This window comes from Providencia sp. PROV061, assembly GCF_011045655.1.
Taxonomy (GTDB): Bacteria; Pseudomonadota; Gammaproteobacteria; order Enterobacterales; family Enterobacteriaceae; genus Providencia; species Providencia hangzhouensis.
Genome location: NZ_CP042861.1, coordinates 2768493 through 2785850 on the forward strand (window position 1 = coordinate 2768493; position 17358 = coordinate 2785850).

A 17358-nucleotide genomic window follows, 5' to 3' on the forward strand; every position below is an offset into this window, starting at 1 on the left:
GGCCAATTTTAATGCTAATCAATATGAAGGTTTTAACATGAAGCGAGCCCCCATTAGTCATCAAACCAAGTCCCAACTCTCCACCAACAGTACAAGCGAAACTAATCGAGTGAAAATCAAGACTAACAGCAATTTTGGAGGACGTCTAAAAAATGTAACCCAATTATTTATAAGCATTTTTACTTCATTATTACATTACCAAAACAAACATGCTGTAAACAAGAAGATACCCACATGCACAGCTTCCTCTGTAGATAACGGTTTTACCAAAATATCAGCAGATCAAAATAAAGTCATTCCTAAAGAGGATTTAACAGCGAACTTACAAGTTGATACAGATTATCAGGCAGCATTACATGCAGAAACTCAACATGCAGAAACTCAACATGCAGAAAAAACTCGAAAAAATGCAACGGACAACTTACAAAAAAGTAATGAATTACTTATCAATAATTATGATTATATTTCTGATATTGATAGACAAAAAAACCATGCGCTCAACCTGTTAGGCAGCATGCTTTTAAAGCATAAAGAGTATTCTAATAGTCAAGGTATACTTCGCATTGAAGGAATCAAAAGTGTCGCCAATAATATAGTCAAAGAAATAAATTCCTCTAATACAGACCGCTATGTTTCACAATTACTGCACAACTGCTCGCTACCAACTCTATCCAGCGTGTTTAAAAAAATAGCCGGTGAATTACTAAAAAAAACCAACAATATTGACTTTAAATCACCCGTTTCATTTAATGACTTACAGATATGCGATGTTCTAGTCAAAAACAAAGAAAATATTATTCGGAAAATTAAAAACGATGAGCGATTAAAAAACAAAGACCCTGTAATTTTAAAAAATAGCGACAATAAGATTTGTGATGCACTCGCTAGATTGGCCCCACCACCATTAACCTTACAACTCGTTGTCCGCTACTGTGCTCTTATTGCCAATGATGAAGATGCTCATCAAATGTCGATCAATAATTTAGCTAAGATATTCGCAGCACATTTAATAGATTCTCCCTCACTTGATATTTCAGCAATAAAAGACGCTGAAACAACTAAGTTAGGAATCAAGAAAGAAAAAGAAGTAAACCAGCTAGCTGAAAGTTATATCGCCGCATTAATCCATCGAGAAAGAAGACCATTTTATCAGGCTTAAGAAATTTCTTTCCTAAAAAAAACAAAAGACCGCCTAGGCGGTCTTTTTTCATATCAAACGATATAATTACTCTTTCGGAGTTGCTTTTTCTACACGGCTTTTTAATTTTTGGCCTGGGCGGAAGGTAACAACACGGCGAGCAGTAATTGGAATATCTTCCCCAGTTTTTGGGTTACGTCCGGGACGTTGATTTTTATCACGTAAATCAAAGTTACCGAATCCAGATAATTTTACTTGCTCACCATTTTCTAAGGAAAGGCGAACCTCTTCAAAGAAAGTTTCGACAAGGTCTTTAGCATCACGTTTGCTAACACCCAGTTTTTCAAACAAATTTTCTGACATTTCAGCTTTAGTAAGCGCCATAGGTTTAGTCCCTCAAGGAGGCTTGGAATCGCTGTTTTAACGCAGCAATACACAGATCAACGGTAGCAGTGATCTCTTCTTCTTCCATAGTACGCTGGGTATCTTGGAAGACAAGACTGATAGCAAGGCTCTTATAGCCATCCGCTATTCCTTCACCACAGTACACATCAAATAAGTTTATGCCAACTATATGATTTATGCCAACTTTTTTACACTCTGCTAAAACTTCAGCAGCAGCCACATCTTCTGGCACGACAACAGCGATGTCACGGCGGTTCGATGGATAGCGCGAAATCGCCTTAGCTTCAGGGATGACACGTTGTGCTATCGCATCACTACGAACCTCAAACACCACCGTACGACCATTTAAATCGAGTTTGCGTTCTAATTCTGGGTGAACTACACCAATAAAGCCAATGTGTTCATTTTCCAGATAAATCCCAGCACTTTGACCTGGATGCAATGCAGGATGTGCCTCAGATTTAAATGTAATTTGATTTAGTTTCCCAGTCAATTCAAAAACAGCTTCAAGATCACCTTTTAAGTCAAAGAAGTCAACAACTTGTTTATCTAATGACCAATGTTCTTCAAATCTGTTACCTGTAATGACCCCTGCCAACATAGGTTCTTGGCGAATTCCATATTCTGCTTGATTATCAGGAATAAAGCGCAGACCTGTCTCAAATAAACGAATTCTATTTTGTTGACGATTTTGATTATAGACAACCGTTCCTAATAAACCAGTCAGTAACGATAAACGCATCGCTGACATATCAACAGAAATAGGGTTAGGTAAAAGCAACGCGTCTTGTTGTGGATGCAGTAAAGCTTGAACTTTAGGGTCAACAAAACTATAAGTGATTGCTTCTTGGTAACCACGGTCAACTAACATTGCTTTAATACGTTTTAAAGGTAAGTTAGCTTCTTTGTGGTTAGTCATGGTCAAATCAGCACGTAATGGCACATCAGGGATGCTGTTATATCCATATACACGAGCAACTTCTTCCACTAAGTCTTCTTCGATTTGCATATCGAAGCGCCAACTTGGGGCGACAACATCCCATGTATTAGCAGAAACCGTGACTTTGCACCCTAAACGCGTCAAAATATCAGTAACTAACTCATCTTCAATAAAGTGACCAATCAAACGGTCTAATTTATTGCGTGTCAGTTTAATATTTGCGGCTTTTGGTAAATGCTGTTCACTGGTTACATCAATAATTTCACCGACTTCACCACCACAAATCTCAACAATTAGCGTAGTAGCACGTTCAATCGCTTTAAACTGTAATTGAGGGTCAACACCACGCTCAAAACGGTGAGATGCATCAGTGTGCAAACCGTAATTACGTGCACGACCTGTGATCGATAATGGGTCGAAGAATGCACACTCTAATAAAATATTTTTGGTTTCCGTATTAACACCTGAGTATTCACCGCCAAAAATACCTGCAATCCCCAGTGCTCTTGATTCATCAGCAATCACTAATGTGTCTGATTTTAACGTTGCTTCACTGCCATCAAGGAGAACTAGTTTCTCCCCTTCTTTTGCCATACGAGCAACAATAGCCCCATCTAAACGGTCTAGATCATAAGCGTGTTGAGGCTGACCCAATTCTAATAAGACGTAGTTGGTAATATCCACAACCGCGTCAATAGAACGGACGCCACCACGACGCAACTTTTCTTTCATCCACATTGGCGTTGGCGCTGACACATCAATATTTTTGATCACACGACCTAAGAAACGTGGGCAGGCATTAGGTGCTTCTACTCGAATTGGGAAAGTATCTTTTGTGGTCACAGATACTGTATTAATAGCAGGCTCATTTAGCGCTAATTTATTAATAACAGCGACATCACGTGCAACCCCAAGAATACTTAAGCAATCTGCACGGTTAGGTGTAATGCTGATTTCAATCGCATTATCATCAAGTTTTAGATATTCACGAATATCGGTACCGATAGTGGCATCTAGTGGCAATTCAATAATGCCACTGTGGTCATCAGAAATAACCAGTTCAGAATAAGAACACAGCATACCTTCAGAAGGCTCGCCACGCAGTTTTGCCGCTTTAATTTTAAAATCACCCGGTAATACCGCGCCAACCGTTGCAACAGCAACTTTTAGGCCTTGACGGCAGTTTGGTGCACCACAGACGATATCTAATAAACGCTCACCGCCTACGTTAACTTTTGTAACGCGCAGTTTGTCTGCATTTGGGTGTTGACCACACTCAACCACTTCACCAACAACAACGCCGTGAAATTGGCCAGCAACTGCATCTACACCATCAACTTCCAAACCCGCCATCGTGATTTGGTCAGATAATGCTTCACTACTGATCGCCGGGTTTACCCATTCGCGTAACCATAGTTCACTGAATTTCATGAGATAACCCCGCCTTATTTAAACTGTTTGAGGAAACGAAGATCATTTTCGAAGAATGCACGTAGGTCAGAAACACCGTAGCGTAGCATTGTTAAGCGCTCCATCCCCATACCAAAGGCAAATCCAGAGTAGACTTCAGGGTCAATACCTACATTGCGCAATACATTTGGATGCACCATTCCGCAGCCTAATACTTCTAACCATTTACCATTTTTACCCATAACATCAACTTCCGCTGAAGGTTCGGTGAATGGGAAATATGATGGTCTGAAACGTACTTGAACTTCCTCTTCAAAGAAGTTATTCAAGAAATCATGCAATGTGCCTTTTAGATTGGTAAAGCTGATATCTTTATCAACAATCAGGCCTTCTGTTTGATGGAACATTGGTGTATGCGTTTGGTCGTAATCATTACGATATACACGACCAGGAGCAATGATACGAATCGGTGGTTGTTGGCCATTCATTGTACGGATTTGTACACCCGATGTTTGCGTACGCAGTAAGCGTTTTGCATCAAACCAAAAAGTATCATGGTCAGCACGCGCGGGATGGTGAGCAGGTATATTTAACGCATCAAAGTTATGATAGTCATCTTCGATTTCTGGACCAGTTTCAACAGAGAAACCTAATTCGCCAAAAAACTCTTCAATTCGCTGAATTGTACGGGTCACTGGGTGTAACCCACCATTTTCCATACGACGCCCAGGTAATGACACATCAATTTTTTCTGATACTAGACGTGCATTAAGAATTTCAGCTTGCATTGCGTCCTTACGGGCGTTCAGTGCATCTTGAACCTGTACTTTAGCTTCATTTATCACAGCCCCTGCTGCTGGACGTTCCTCAGCAGGCAGATCACGCAACGTTTTCATCTGTAGTGTGAAATGGCCGCTCTTGCCTAAATATTCAACACGCACTGATTCCAACGTAGCAACATCTTGGGCCTGTTCAATGGCTGCTTTTGCCTGTGCAACCAACTCAGCGAGATGTGGCATTGTTTCCCCTTTATGACCACTTGGTCTTTTTGCTAGTTATTCACTATATATATTAAGCTTCACATTCTATTTGGTAATGAATGAATACTTAACTGATTTTACTGTACTTAATCTAAAACTAGAAATGAAAAAGCCTCCCTAAGGAGGCTTTAGCGTAACTTTTCATTTCTTTTTTCTATTTACGCGAAAAAGCCCCCGAAATTCAGGTGCTAAAGTAAAAAAAGAAACGAAAAATCACAGAATGCATGTAGTAAACTCTCAATAACTAACTGTATCTTAAGTATTAACACAAATAGCTATAAATGAAAAGAGGAAGTTTCCCTCCTCTTTCCAAGCAAACAATTAAGCTAAAGCGCCTTTCGCTTTTTCAACTAAAGCAGTGAATGCTGCTTTATCGAAAACTGCGATGTCTGCTAAGATCTTACGGTCGATTTCAATTGAAGCTTTTTTCAAGCCATTGATGAAGCGGCTGTAAGACAGACCGTTCTGACGAGCCGCAGCGTTGATACGTGCGATCCACAGTTGACGGAACTGACGTTTACGTTGACGGCGGTCACGGTAAGCGTATTGACCAGCTTTGATTACCGCTTGAAATGCTACGCGGTAAACACGTGAACGTGCACCATAGTAACCTTTCGCTTGCTTCAGAATTTTTTTGTGACGTGCACGGGCGATTACACCACGTTTTGCGCGAGCCATAAGCTATCTCCTATCGTCTTTATCTTATATTAACTAAATTGTTTACTTATGCGTAAGGCAGGCAAGCAACTACCAGACCCAGATCGCCCTTAGATACCATTCCTTTCGGACGTAAATGGCGTTTACGCTTAGTTGACTTTTTAGTCAGGATGTGACGAAGGTTTGCATGCTTACGCTTAAAGCCACCGCCTGCAGTTTTTTTAAAGCGCTTTGCTGCGCCACGTACAGTTTTAATCTTTGGCATTTCTTTTATTTCCAACTTCGCATTGTGATTAACTACGAATTAATTAGGCGAATAACATCTATATTGCTATAAACGAGTATTACTTGCAGGCCTAATTATTTCTTCTTCGGTGCCAGCACCATGATCATCTGACGTCCTTCAATTCTTGAAGGGAAAGACTCCACGGATGCCAGTTCTTCCAGATCAGCTTTGATGCGGTTAAGCATTTCCAGACCGATCTGCTGGTGAGCCATTTCACGACCGCGAAAACGCAGTGTAACTTTAGCTTTATCACCATCTTCCAGAAAGCGAGTCAGGTTGCGTAGTTTGACCTGATAATCACCTTCATCTGTACCAGGGCGGAATTTAATTTCCTTCACCTGAACAACTTTTTGTTTCTTTTTTTGCTCTTTTTGAGATTTGCTCTTCTCATAAAGGAATTTGCCGTAATCCATGATACGACAAACTGGCGGTTCAGCATTTGGGCTGATTTCTACTAGGTCTACACCTGCTTCTTCAGCTTTTTCAAGCGCTTCGCGTGCGCTCATGATGCCTAACTGTTCACCGTCTAAACCCGTTAAACGGACCTCTGGAACACGAATTTCATCATTGATACGATTTGGACGTGTTGTTGGGATTCTTTTTCCGCCTTTAATACTTCATTCCTCCAATTGGATAAAGAGATTTGCTTCTCTCAAGCAAATACACTCGTCACTCAATAGTTACTACTTGACGCGTGTACGATATTCTTTGTTTGTCTTTATGCGCTATGCGCTGACAAAGTGATTCGACCGCGGATTTTAATGCTTCTTGCCGGATTACTCAAGTAAATCTTGCAATAAATCACACTGAACTGTTTGAAAACTTGGATTTTGAGGGAAATTTGTAGCATTGAAGCAATTATTTTTATTCATTAGATAAGACAAACAAAATAGAGAAGCAGCGCCCAAATGAGCGCTGCTAGACTCTAGCAATTACTTCGCTATAACCATACTGGCTTAATTATTTTTTCTTTGGTGCCAATACCATGATCATCTGGCGTCCTTCAATCCTTGATGGGAATGATTCTACTGATGCCAGTTCATCCAGATCGGTTTTGATGCGGTTAAGCACTTCTAAGCCAATCTGTTGGTGAGCCATTTCGCGACCACGAAAACGCAGTGTCACTTTAGCTTTGTCACCATCTTCCAAAAAGCGAATTAAACTACGTAGCTTAACTTGGTAGTCGCCTTCGTCTGTTCCCGGGCGGAATTTAATTTCCTTCACTTGAACAACTTTTTGTTTTTTCTTTTGTTCTTTTTGAGATTTGCTTTTCTCATAAAGATATTTACCGTAGTCCATGATACGACAAACTGGTGGCTCAGCATTTGGGCTGATTTCGACTAAGTCGACACCTGCTTCTTCTGCTTTAAAGAGGGCTTCACGCACACTCATTACACCAAGTTGCTCACCGTCTAGACCAGTGACACGGATTTCTGTTGCGCGAATTTCATCGTTAATACGATTTGGGCGCGCCGTTGGGAGTTTTTTTCCGCCTTTAATACCTTATTCCTCCATCTGATTGAGTTGACGACTGCGGATCTCTTCAAGCAGTTTTGTCATGAATTCGTTGACATCAAGGCTGCCTAAATCTTTACCACGACGGGTACGTACAGCAACTTTACCTGATTCAACTTCTTTATCACCACATACTAACATGTAAGGGACGCGACGCAGCGTGTGTTCACGGATCTTAAAGCCGATTTTCTCGTTACGTAAGTCCGCTTTCGCACGAATGCCAACACTTTGCAGCTTGCTTACTAATTCTTGAACATAATCTGCTTGGCTATCAGTAATGTTCATTACAACCACTTGCTGTGGTGCTAACCATGTTGGGAAAAAGCCTGCATACTCTTCTGTTAAGATACCAATGAAGCGTTCTAGTGAACCTAACACTGCACGGTGGATCATAACAGGAACGATACGTTCGTTATTTTCACCTACATAGGAAGCTGTTAAACGGCCCGGTAAGAAGAAGTCTAACTGGACAGTACCACATTGCCATGCACGGTCAAGGCAGTCGTACAGTGTAAACTCGATTTTCGGACCATAAAATGCGCCTTCACCTGGTTGGTATTCAAACTCAATACCTTTTGATTTCAGTGCATTCGCTAAGTCTTCTTCCGCCCTATCCCACATCTCGTCAGTACCGATACGTTTTTCAGGACGGGTTGATAGTTTTACGACAATCTTTTCGAAACCGAAAGTTGCGTAAACATCATAAATCATTTCAATACAGCTAGTTACTTCGCTTAAGATTTGCTCTTCAGTACAGAAAATATGTGCATCATCTTGAGTAAAGCCACGCACACGCATTAAGCCGTGCAGTGCACCTGATGGCTCATTACGGTGACAGCTACCAAACTCTGCCATACGCAATGGTAAGTCACGGTATGATTTCAAACCTTGGTTGAAAATCTGTACGTGACCTGGGCAGTTCATTGGTTTCACACAATACTCACGGTTTTCAGAAGAAGTCGTAAACATCGCGTCTTTATAGTTATCCCAGTGACCTGTTTTTTCCCACAGCACGCGATCCATCATGAACGGGCCTTTAACTTCTTGATAGTTATAAGCTTTCAGTTTAGTGCGTACAAAAGTTTCCAGCTCACGGAAAATTGTCCAACCGTCATTATGCCAGAATGCCATACCCGGCGCTTCTTCTTGCATATGGTATAAATCTAATTGTTTACCAATTTTACGGTGATCACGCTTAGCTGCTTCCTCTAAACGTAATAAATAGGCCGCTAATTGTTTTTTATCGGCCCATGCGGTGCCGTAAATACGTTGCAGCATTTTGTTATCGCTGTTACCACGCCAGTATGCGCCAGCCACTTTCTGTAATTTAAAATGGTGGCAAAAACGCATATTCGGTACGTGTGGACCACGACACATATCAACATATTCTTCGTGATGATATAAACCAGGGCGGTCATCTTGGCTAATATTTTGATCTAAAATTTCAACTTTATAGTCTTCGCCACGGGCAACGAAAGTTTCACGAGCTTCGCTCCAAGAAACGCGTTTTTTCACCACATCATAATCTGTTTTGGCAAGCTCAAGCATACGCTTTTCAAGCTTTTCCAAGTCTTCCTGCGTCAGCATATGGTCTAAATCGACATCATAGTAAAAACCATTATCGATAGTAGGGCCAATCGCCATTTTCGTGTTTGGCCATAGTTGTTTAATTGCATGACCTAACAGGTGAGCACAAGAGTGACGAATAATTTCGAGTCCGTCTTCATCTTTACTCGTAATAATGGATACGTTTGCATCATGTTCAATTATTTCACATGCATCGACACGTTCGCCATTAATTCGTCCTGCAATACAGGCTTTAGCTAAACCTGCGCCGATGTCACGAGCAACATCCATCACAGAAACGGGGTGGTCAAACTGACGCTGACTTCCATCAGGAAGAGTAATAACAGGCATTAAAAAATCCTTATCAGCAGTGGTGACCCACACGAAAGATCACTTGCTTGATTATTCCAAAGTTTATAAATCAATACGTTACTAACGATTTCTCACTTCACAATGCAAGACATGTACACAAATATGGGCAATTTAAGTGCCCTATTTCGTTACATCGTGAGTAACTCAACTACTAATGATAACATAGACCTATTTTATGGTGATAGCGTAATGCCGCTAATTGTTCTTCTTCATATGAAAAATCAATACCTTCCCGATTAAATGGCAAATAAGTTATCTAATGCAGGAAATAGTTTCTCTTTTTGCTCAAAAAAAACGCGATACCAATGGGATCCACTAGGTGCGATTAACTCTTCACTGATTATCTTATTTTGTTGAAGAATAATAACCGATTGAATTGATTTCCATAAAGAGTAAATGATGTAGAAAGTGGCTATTAACGAGAGTAATAGTACATAAGTATTATCTAATTTCTCTATTTGCCAAAGTAAATAAATACAAAAGATAATTTGAATTAACGCCCGAATAATAAAGGCAATACTAAAGAATGACTTCGCATGCTGTATCGTTGCAAAACAGGGATTGGAGAGAGTTTGTCTTCTTTCTTGGACTGGAATACCATTCACATATACCATCCAATCAGATGTATCGCTATTTTTTAAGACTATTCCTTTTTCCTTCATTCCATGAATTTTAAATGAGACTACGACAGCCCAAACAACCCCGATGGTAAATAAATAAAGTATAAAACCACTTACCGAAAAAAAAGCAAAAAATACGCTGAACATTATAAAACATGCGAGTTTACTGGAATATATCCAAAATGGCGCCACCTGATAGTTCATGATTATCCTAAATATGTTTTGCGTAAATTCTAAATTTGAAGTGTACAAAACAGATTAAATGATAAAGCGTCTCATTTCCATCAATCTATAACCAACGTCTCGTTTGCTTGCTATATTTTTCCCACTCATTCTTAAATGATGCAGATAAAAAACGTTCTTCCTGTGGGATCGTATATAAATCAGTAATCAGCCAAAATACTAACCCTGCGACCAAAAAATAAGGAGAATGTGAAAAGAAAGCTAAAGCCAAGCTCATTGATGTAAAAGCTAAATACATTGGATTACGTGAAAATCGGTAAGGCCCGTTAGTCACTAAATGCGTTGCCTTAACCGTAGGATTTGGTGATGTTTTATGTTTATAAAAGTAGTAAAGGCTTGTCACGACCCAACTCACACTCTCCAGTGCAATTAATATACCTAAAATTCCCATCCAACCAGAAAACGTCCAGTCTAAAAGACCTTGCTTGGAAAGAAAATATACAGCGACCCCATTAGCGACTAACCAATTCAATAATGGCAATTTAAATATATTCATTGCGTTACCTGTAAGCCAAAATGATGCTATTAGCATACCATAAATGAATATATAAATTTGAGTGGAAGAACATATAGAGGAGTGATATTAACTACAAAAATAATTAGTTATTGGGAGTTAAGGAAAACACACTCTTTAAACCTTCTAATTTACTATACTCTTGCTGGCAAACTAAATTTCGTACATCACTGGGCATAGAATCAATTCTGGTTTGAATATTGGCAAGTTGTTCATCTAAACTATTCATTCCCTTTACATCAACAATGTCCTGATTCACTTTAAGATAATCAGTAAAACTTTGCAGGTTATCCTCTAGACTATTACAAATATCATTACTGGCTAAACTCTGCGGTAAAATAGCACTGAGCGATGTTGGTAAGACTTGGGATATATTCGGATAAATGCTTTGCTTCCACTGCTGAGGAAAAACGATTAGTAACATGGCGGCAGCCAAAACTAATAGCATCGACGTCCCGGCTAATGTCGCTATAAGTTTTTTCATTCTTTTTCCTATTACTCAAAATTAACTGAAAATAGGATAACCAACTCTGCGTAAAGCTATTTTTAAAACTAAAAATCCTTTGTAAAGAAATCCATAACTCTTTTTAATAAAATTTCATTTCTTCATACGGTTTTTCTTGGCAGCTCTTTAAGCGCTGTAATAAGCCGCCTACATGTAATTCTAATTTGTGGCCATCTGGATCAAGAAAGTAAAAAGAATCTCCTTCACTTTTATTTTCTTTCCAGACAATGACATTTGCTTGCATTAGCCTATCAACAACGATAAGAAAGTCTTTCGCATCAACGTTAAAGGCATAGTGTGTGTAATCCGTTTTTTCTGGGGACGAAAATTGGCGAGTTATATCTAATGATAAACATAACCATAAATCGCCACAGGAAATATAGGCGCCCTTTTTCCAACTCGCATGTAACTTCATACCAAGTAGTGATTGATAAAAACCAATACTTTTTTCTAAATCAGTTACAGCTAAAGTTAAATGGTTGATTCCGTTTAACATATTTTTTTACCCTTTACTTGTCTGTCACAGTGAATTCTTTTAATGAATTTACATAAATTATCAGTAAATAACATTGCAGCAGATATACTGTATCCCATATCAACTTAAAGACAACCTGTTACGAAATGCCCTTAACCTTTTTATCCCCCATAAAAAGGTTTTTTTTTGCCTTTAAAAATTGAATACTTTTACCACAATCACTCATCTTGCTGTTATTTAACAAATAAAATAAGTTATTCACAGATGAAAGCCATTGTTATCCACAATTAATGTGAACAACTCTTATTATCTACAAACTAATAAATGATAGTTAATATTAACTCTTACTCATCAGTATGCTAACCACCTCCTACCATAAAATATCTCACTAGATATAAATGCTAACCTACAGATCTATAAGAAATTTTGCTATCATTTGAGATAAGGTGTTTTATTCACATTAATCAGGAGCTTGAATCTAACTTCCATGACAAATTTTCTTGAGCTATTTCAAGCCGTTGGTATTGGTCTGGTACTGTTACTTCCTCTCGCCAACCCTTTAACTGCAATTGCAGTCATGTTAAGCATCTCTGCTAATATGACAAAAGAGCAGCGTGACCATCAATCGTTATTGGCCTCTATTTATGTATTCGCAATCATGACAATCGCTTTTTATGCAGGCCAATTAGTCATGAACACATTTGGAATATCAATACCAGGACTGCGAATTGCAGGCGGGCTAATTGTGGCATTTATTGGATTTGGCATGCTGTTTCCTAGCAGTGATGTTGGGGAAGACCCAACCGCCAATGCCCTTGATGATCCAAATGTCCCTAAAAAACGCCAAGAATCACCTAGCATTGCCTTTGTTCCTCTTGCTATGCCAAGTACCGCAGGCCCTGGTACTATTGCTATGATCATCAGCTCCACTGCATCATTACAAGGTAATGTTAGTTTTGCCCCATGGGTTTTAAAAGTCGCCCCCGTAATTACCTTTTTTATTGCAAGTCTCATCGTTTGGATTGGTTTAAGAGGCGCAACTTCTATTATGAGGTGGCTAGGAAATAGCGGTATTGATGCAATCGCACGAGTGATGGGATTTTTATTAATCTGTATGGGAGTGCAATTTGTAATCAACGGAATTGTTGAAATTGTCGCGCAACTCCCACACTTAATGCGTGAATATCAATAAGACATAGCTAATGCATTGTAAGCATTTTTAACTTTCCACAAATAGCGTGGGGCTTGCGGTGCAGGATGTTTTGTTTGTACATGTTGATAAAATTCTTCCGGCGATAAGCTGTTAATCATTGCAATCGCCCTACCCTTATCATTATCAAATGTTCTTAATAACGCTCCAGCCCCGTTCACATAAGCAACAACAGTTGCATAATATAACGTCTGAGGGTGGCTTATTCCAGCAAGGTGCTGTTCCCTTAAAATACGAATATAGGCTGTGCCAATATCAATATTTTTTTGTGGATCTTTTAGGTCACGAGTACTCGGCTCCCCTGGCTTCCCTTGGTAACGGTATGCGTCACGCCCCGCTGTCGAAGCTTTAATCTGCATCAAACCTATTGCGTTGGATTTACTGACAACTTCAGGCCTAAAATTGGATTCGACCTCAATAATAGCCCTAATTAAAGCTTCATCAACACTATAACGAACCGCAGAATCACGAATAAATTCATCAAAAGGCGTTCTTGGAAATGTCGTATTTTGTGTGGCTATTGGCCCTGTAGGCTCTAACATTCGCTGTTTTGTTACAGGCCTATCTGGCTCGCTTGAACAACCTGCTAGTAGCAGTAGCATAAAAGTACCGCCAATTATTTTTCTCACTGTCGAATCCTCTACGATGGAAGCCGATGGCAGAATAACTAATCCTAAGAAAAATAAAATAATTTTTACTTAACTTTTACTTCAGGACGTGTTTTAGTCATACAAATAGCCATGGGACTTAGAAGCCTATAATGACGAATAATGCTATTCCACACTTTTTGTATTTATTTTTCACAATTGATATTGATAATCATTATCAATTAGGATATAAAATATAATTGTTATAAACCTTAACAACTGTATGTTAAAAAACGCTAAACCAATAATGTCAGGGTCAACTTTTATGAAGAAGAACGTATCTCGATTATCTGCACCTTTACTAACCAGTATGTTTGCTTTGGTAGCAGTCATCTTTTTTAGCCAACCTGCTTTTGCTAAAAAGTTTAAAGTCGTAACCACTTTTACCATTATTCAAGATATCGCTCAAAATGTAGCTGGAGATGCAGCAATTGTCGAGTCTATAACGAAGCCTGGTGCGGAAATTCACGGTTATCAACCGACTCCTAAAGATATTATGAAAGCCTATGATGCAGATTTAATCTTATGGAATGGGATGAATTTGGAAGTTTGGTTCCAACGTTTCTTTGAAAATTTTAAAAATGTTCCTGCTGTCGTAGTCACTGAGGGCATTGAGCCAATGCCAATCCGTGAAGGTGAATATAAAGATAACCCAAATCCACATGCATGGATGTCTCCTGCCAATGCTAAAATTTATATTGAAAATATTCGTCAAGCTCTGGTCAAATATGATCCTGAAAATGCAGAAACATATAATGCCAATGCTAAAAAATATGCGCAACAAATTGCTGAACTTGATGCCCCTTTACGTGAACGTTTAAATCGCATTCCAGAAAATGAACGTTGGTTAGTCTCAAGTGAAGGCGCATTTAGCTATTTAACGAAAGATTACGGCTTTAAAGAGGTGTATTTGTGGCCAATCAATGCAGAAGAGCAAGGCTCTCCTCAGCAAGTGAAAAAAGTGATTGATACTGTCCGTAAATACAACATCCCTGTGGTATTCAGTGAAAGTACCATTTCTGATAAACCTGCTCGCCAAGTCAGTAAAGAAACCGGGGCAAAATACGGTGGCGTGTTATATGTTGACTCATTATCAACTGCCGATGGCCCAGTACCAACATATATAGACCTTTTAAATACGACTGTAGACACGATAGCGAAAGGATTTTCACAGTAATATGAATCACTCAAGTCAATTCGAACACCCGAATCTTATCGTCGATGATGCGACTGTGACATATAATAACGGTCACACCGCTATCTATGACGCAAGCTTTACTATCTCAGGTGGCTCTATTTGTGCCTTAGTTGGCGTAAATGGTAGTGGCAAGTCAACGTTATTTAAAACCATTATGGGGCTTGTCACCCCATCTTCTGGCAGTGTGACATTAAATGATCAGCCGATAAAAACCGCGCTTAAAGAAAATGTGATTGCATACGTCCCACAAACAGAAGAAGTTGACTGGAATTTCCCCGTTCTCGTTTCTGATGTCGTGATGATGGGCCGTTACGGCAAAATGGGTTTTTTCCGCATCCCTAAACAAGCCGATAAAGATGCGGTCAAAATGGCATTAGAACGGGTTGACCTTGCAGGGCTTGAACATCGCCAAATAGGCGAGCTTTCAGGTGGTCAGAAAAAACGGGTTTTTTTAGCGCGAGCGCTCGCACAAGAAGGTAAAGTTTTACTCCTTGATGAACCCTTTACTGGGGTTGATGTTAAAACTGAAAATGCCATTATTGACCTGCTGCGTAGTTTGCGTGACGAAGGCCATCTAATCCTCGTTTCAACTCATAACTTGGGTAGTGTGCCTGAGTTTTGCGACCACGTTATCTTAATCAATCGCACTGTTTTAGCGAGTGGACCTACAGAAACAACATTTACGCAACGAAACCTGCAGCAAGCTTTCGGCGGCGTATTGCGTCATATTAACCTGTCAGGTCAAGAGCTTCATGACGATGATGACCCTCGCTCTGTCACCGTCATTACCGATGATGAAAGAGCGGCTGTATTCTATGGTCATGACCATGATGCGCCCGTTCGAAAAAACCAAGCTAAGGGTTCCGAATGATTGAGATGTTATTACAGCCCTTTGAATATGATTTTATGATAAAAGCTATTTGGGTCAGCGCCATTGTTGGTGCTGTCTGTGCGTTTTTATCGGCGTATTTGATGTTGAAAGGCTGGTCATTAATGGGAGATGCGCTCTCCCACTCTGTTGTTCCTGGGGTGGCTGGTGCTTATGCTTTAGGTTTGCCCTATGCGGCTGGAGCCTTTTTTACTGGGATCCTCGCGGCACTGGCCATGACATTAATAAAGCATCTAACTCGTTTACGTGAAGATGCTGTCATTGGCTTTATTTTCTCTACTTTTTTCGCAGCAGGTTTGTTGATTGTTTCATTGAACCCAACATCTGTGAATGTACAAAGTATTATTTTTGGTAATATTTTAGGTATTGCGGATTCTGACGTATTACAAGTAGAAATTATTATTGGCATTTCATTCATTGTACTGCTGTGCTTATGGAAAGATTTATTAGCCGTTTTTTTCGATGAAAGCCACGCTCGTTCAATTGGCTTGAACCCATTACGCCTAAAAATTATTTTCTTTACATTATTAAGTGCTTGTACTGTTGCAGCCCTACAAACAGTTGGTGCAATCCTTGTTATCGCAATGGTCGTCACTCCGGGGGCAACCGCCTATTTATTGACAGACCAGTTTAAACGTTTACTCATTATTTCAGTCACAATTGGTACCGTAACCAGTGCTGTTGGTGCTTATATCAGTTATTTCCTCAACGGTGCTACAGGTGGGTTAATTGTTACACTACAAACTATTATTTTCCTGTTGGCATTTTTCTTTGCACCTAAGCACGGTATTTTTGCCTCAAAACGTAATGCAAAAAAGGAAGTAGCTCGGCTGCATCAGTCACACCGACAAGGAGCATCTCATGAGTGATTTCATTGACTTACTGATGGCTCCGTTTGCTTTTCCTTTTATGCAAAAAGCATTGATTACCGCCATTGTTAGTGGGACCGTATGCGCTATCCTTTCTTGCTTTTTAGTATTGAAAGGTTGGTCATTGATGGGTGATGCAATTTCCCATGCCGTTCTGCCGGGGATCATTATTGCTTCTTTACTCGGTATCCCATTAGCGATAGGGGCTTTCGCATCTGGCTTATTCTGCGCTGTCGCAACAGGGTATTTAAAAGAAAATAGTCGGATAAAAGAAGATACCGTCATGGGAATTGTATTTTCTGGGATGTTTGCTATCGGTTTAGTGATGTTCGCTAAAATCGATACAGAGCAACACCTAACACATATTCTTTTCGGTGATATATTAGGGATAACCGATAGCGAATTTAAACAGATTTTACTGTTTGCTGGCATCACTATCGCAATTATTTTACTGAAACGTAAAGATTTTATGCTCTATTGTTTTGACCCAAACCAAGCCCGTGTGATTGGCCTCCCCGTCAAGCTGATACATTATGGTTTACTGTCTTTACTTGCATTAACCATTGTCGCTTCACTGCAAGCGGTTGGGATCATTTTAGTTATTGCCATGCTGATCTCCCCGGGAATTATTGCATTTGTCCTATGCCGGAGCTTCGGCAAAATGCTCGTCGTCGCTATCATCGCTTCTGTAACATCAAGTGTTATTGGAACCATCTTGAGTTTTCACATTAATGCGACGACTGGGCCAACCATTGTTGTTACGCAAGCGGTTTACTTTGTAATAGCCCTGCTCTATAGCAAGCTAGTACTGGCACGTAAAAGAAATCAGACTAACCCACAAAGTATGCATACCGCATAA

The 17358-nt window shown here is 39.8% G+C and carries 20 protein-coding genes and 1 other annotated feature; of the genes, 6 read left to right on the forward strand and 14 right to left on the reverse strand.

Going from position 1 to position 17358, the window contains the following annotated elements:
* Nucleotides 1-37 precede the first annotated feature (37 nt).
* Nucleotides 38-1159 carry a hypothetical protein gene (locus FVA72_RS12560; protein ID WP_110591606.1) on the forward strand — a complete coding sequence of 374 codons (1122 nt, stop codon included), beginning with the start codon at nucleotides 38-40 and terminating at the stop codon, nucleotides 1157-1159.
* 66 nt (nucleotides 1160-1225) lie between these two features.
* Here FVA72_RS12560 and ihfA read toward each other — a convergent pair whose 3' ends face one another.
* The 13 genes from ihfA to fos form a co-directional block, all read right to left on the reverse strand.
* Nucleotides 1226-1522: an integration host factor subunit alpha gene (ihfA, locus tag FVA72_RS12565; RefSeq protein ID WP_004263721.1), complete on the reverse strand. Its 297-nt coding sequence runs from the start codon at nucleotides 1520-1522 to the stop codon at nucleotides 1226-1228.
* Between the two features lie 4 nt (nucleotides 1523-1526).
* Nucleotides 1527-3914: a phenylalanine--tRNA ligase subunit beta gene (pheT, locus tag FVA72_RS12570; RefSeq protein WP_137019037.1), complete on the reverse strand. Its 2388-nt coding sequence runs from the start codon at nucleotides 3912-3914 to the stop codon at nucleotides 1527-1529.
* Between the two features lie 14 nt (nucleotides 3915-3928).
* The gene (gene pheS, locus FVA72_RS12575) at nucleotides 3929-4912 is read right to left on the reverse strand and encodes a phenylalanine--tRNA ligase subunit alpha (RefSeq protein ID WP_004263717.1); all 984 of its coding nucleotides are present in this window, start codon (nucleotides 4910-4912) and stop codon (nucleotides 3929-3931) included.
* Nucleotides 4913-5035: 123 nt separating this feature from the next.
* Nucleotides 5036-5165, reverse strand: a sequence feature (Phe leader region).
* Nucleotides 5115-5159, reverse strand: a complete 45-nt coding sequence (gene pheM, locus FVA72_RS22250) for a pheST operon leader peptide PheM (RefSeq protein ID WP_136134757.1) — start codon at nucleotides 5157-5159, stop codon at nucleotides 5115-5117. Its footprint overlaps the feature before it by 45 nt.
* 89 nt (nucleotides 5166-5254) lie before the next feature.
* Nucleotides 5255-5611, reverse strand: coding sequence for a 50S ribosomal protein L20 (rplT, locus tag FVA72_RS12585; protein WP_004263714.1), 357 nt, complete (start codon nucleotides 5609-5611; stop codon nucleotides 5255-5257).
* Between the two features lie 46 nt (nucleotides 5612-5657).
* Entirely contained in the window at nucleotides 5658-5855 is a 198-nt protein-coding gene (rpmI, locus tag FVA72_RS12590) for a 50S ribosomal protein L35 (RefSeq protein WP_004263702.1), read from the reverse strand.
* A gap of 95 nt (nucleotides 5856-5950) precedes the next feature.
* Entirely contained in the window at nucleotides 5951-6490 is a 540-nt protein-coding gene (gene infC / locus FVA72_RS12595; RefSeq protein ID WP_071524539.1) for a translation initiation factor IF-3, read from the reverse strand.
* Between the two features lie 346 nt (nucleotides 6491-6836).
* Nucleotides 6837-7376, reverse strand: coding sequence for a translation initiation factor IF-3 (gene infC / locus FVA72_RS12600; protein WP_071524538.1), 540 nt, complete (start codon nucleotides 7374-7376; stop codon nucleotides 6837-6839).
* Nucleotides 7377-7379: 3 nt separating this feature from the next.
* On the reverse strand, nucleotides 7380-9308 hold the full coding sequence (gene thrS, locus FVA72_RS12605; RefSeq protein WP_004910357.1) for a threonine--tRNA ligase: 1929 nt from the start codon (nucleotides 9306-9308) through the stop codon (nucleotides 7380-7382).
* A 257-nt stretch (nucleotides 9309-9565) separates the two neighbouring features.
* Nucleotides 9566-10153, reverse strand: coding sequence for a hypothetical protein (locus tag FVA72_RS12610; protein WP_110591604.1), 588 nt, complete (start codon nucleotides 10151-10153; stop codon nucleotides 9566-9568).
* An 85-nt stretch (nucleotides 10154-10238) separates the two neighbouring features.
* A complete protein-coding gene (locus tag FVA72_RS12615; protein ID WP_094961746.1) occupies nucleotides 10239-10688 on the reverse strand; it encodes a methyltransferase family protein in 450 nt (149 codons plus the stop codon).
* Between the two features lie 103 nt (nucleotides 10689-10791).
* Nucleotides 10792-11190 carry a hypothetical protein gene (locus tag FVA72_RS12620; RefSeq protein ID WP_110591603.1) on the reverse strand — a complete coding sequence of 133 codons (399 nt, stop codon included), beginning with the start codon at nucleotides 11188-11190 and terminating at the stop codon, nucleotides 10792-10794.
* Between the two features lie 103 nt (nucleotides 11191-11293).
* Complete coding sequence (gene fos, locus FVA72_RS12625) at nucleotides 11294-11707, reverse strand: fosfomycin resistance glutathione transferase (protein WP_004263671.1); 414 nt, start codon at nucleotides 11705-11707, stop codon at nucleotides 11294-11296.
* Between the two features lie 466 nt (nucleotides 11708-12173).
* Between fos and FVA72_RS12630 the strand changes: the two genes are divergently transcribed.
* Nucleotides 12174-12878 (forward strand): MarC family NAAT transporter, encoded by a 705-nt coding sequence (locus FVA72_RS12630; protein ID WP_004263665.1) that lies wholly within the window; start codon nucleotides 12174-12176, stop codon nucleotides 12876-12878.
* Here the strand turns inward: FVA72_RS12630 and FVA72_RS12635 are convergent.
* A complete protein-coding gene (locus tag FVA72_RS12635) occupies nucleotides 12872-13498 on the reverse strand; it encodes a transglycosylase SLT domain-containing protein (protein ID WP_153673696.1) in 627 nt (208 codons plus the stop codon). The genes FVA72_RS12630 and FVA72_RS12635 overlap by 7 nt on opposite strands.
* Nucleotides 13499-13808: 310 nt before the next feature.
* Between FVA72_RS12635 and FVA72_RS12640 the strand changes: the two genes are divergently transcribed.
* From FVA72_RS12640 to FVA72_RS12655, 4 genes are read left to right on the forward strand one after another with little or no spacing between them, the layout of a single operon-like run.
* Entirely contained in the window at nucleotides 13809-14720 is a 912-nt protein-coding gene (locus FVA72_RS12640) for a metal ABC transporter substrate-binding protein (RefSeq protein ID WP_036958656.1), read from the forward strand.
* A 1-nt stretch (nucleotide 14721) separates the two neighbouring features.
* On the forward strand, nucleotides 14722-15612 hold the full coding sequence (locus FVA72_RS12645; protein ID WP_109911242.1) for a manganese/iron ABC transporter ATP-binding protein: 891 nt from the start codon (nucleotides 14722-14724) through the stop codon (nucleotides 15610-15612).
* Nucleotides 15609-16499, forward strand: a complete 891-nt coding sequence (locus FVA72_RS12650) for a metal ABC transporter permease (RefSeq protein ID WP_004263652.1) — start codon at nucleotides 15609-15611, stop codon at nucleotides 16497-16499. Before FVA72_RS12645 ends, FVA72_RS12650 begins: the two co-directional genes overlap by 4 nt.
* On the forward strand, nucleotides 16492-17358 hold the full coding sequence (locus FVA72_RS12655; RefSeq protein WP_110591602.1) for a metal ABC transporter permease: 867 nt from the start codon (nucleotides 16492-16494) through the stop codon (nucleotides 17356-17358). Before FVA72_RS12650 ends, FVA72_RS12655 begins: the two co-directional genes overlap by 8 nt.

Excerpts from the sequence above, each read along its gene's own strand:
- FVA72_RS12560 (WP_110591606.1), top strand. The coding sequence starts at position 38 with ATGAAGCGAGCCCCCATTAGTCATCAAACCAAGTCCCAACTCTCCACC.
- ihfA (WP_004263721.1), bottom strand. The coding sequence starts at position 1,522 with ATGGCGCTTACTAAAGCTGAAATGTCAGAAAATTTGTTTGAAAAACTG.
- pheT (WP_137019037.1), bottom strand. The coding sequence starts at position 3,914 with ATGAAATTCAGTGAACTATGGTTACGCGAATGGGTAAACCCGGCGATC.
- pheS (WP_004263717.1), bottom strand. The coding sequence starts at position 4,912 with ATGCCACATCTCGCTGAGTTGGTTGCACAGGCAAAAGCAGCCATTGAA.
- rplT (WP_004263714.1), bottom strand. The coding sequence starts at position 5,611 with ATGGCTCGCGCAAAACGTGGTGTAATCGCCCGTGCACGTCACAAAAAA.
- rpmI (WP_004263702.1), bottom strand. The coding sequence starts at position 5,855 with ATGCCAAAGATTAAAACTGTACGTGGCGCAGCAAAGCGCTTTAAAAAA.
- thrS (WP_004910357.1), bottom strand. The coding sequence starts at position 9,308 with ATGCCTGTTATTACTCTTCCTGATGGAAGTCAGCGTCAGTTTGACCAC.
- FVA72_RS12610 (WP_110591604.1), bottom strand. The coding sequence starts at position 10,153 with ATGAACTATCAGGTGGCGCCATTTTGGATATATTCCAGTAAACTCGCA.
- FVA72_RS12615 (WP_094961746.1), bottom strand. The coding sequence starts at position 10,688 with ATGAATATATTTAAATTGCCATTATTGAATTGGTTAGTCGCTAATGGG.
- FVA72_RS12620 (WP_110591603.1), bottom strand. The coding sequence starts at position 11,190 with ATGAAAAAACTTATAGCGACATTAGCCGGGACGTCGATGCTATTAGTT.
- fos (WP_004263671.1), bottom strand. The coding sequence starts at position 11,707 with ATGTTAAACGGAATCAACCATTTAACTTTAGCTGTAACTGATTTAGAA.
- FVA72_RS12630 (WP_004263665.1), top strand. The coding sequence starts at position 12,174 with ATGACAAATTTTCTTGAGCTATTTCAAGCCGTTGGTATTGGTCTGGTA.
- FVA72_RS12635 (WP_153673696.1), bottom strand. The coding sequence starts at position 13,498 with ATGCTACTGCTACTAGCAGGTTGTTCAAGCGAGCCAGATAGGCCTGTA.
- FVA72_RS12640 (WP_036958656.1), top strand. The coding sequence starts at position 13,809 with ATGAAGAAGAACGTATCTCGATTATCTGCACCTTTACTAACCAGTATG.
- FVA72_RS12645 (WP_109911242.1), top strand. The coding sequence starts at position 14,722 with ATGAATCACTCAAGTCAATTCGAACACCCGAATCTTATCGTCGATGAT.
- FVA72_RS12650 (WP_004263652.1), top strand. The coding sequence starts at position 15,609 with ATGATTGAGATGTTATTACAGCCCTTTGAATATGATTTTATGATAAAA.
- FVA72_RS12655 (WP_110591602.1), top strand. The coding sequence starts at position 16,492 with ATGAGTGATTTCATTGACTTACTGATGGCTCCGTTTGCTTTTCCTTTT.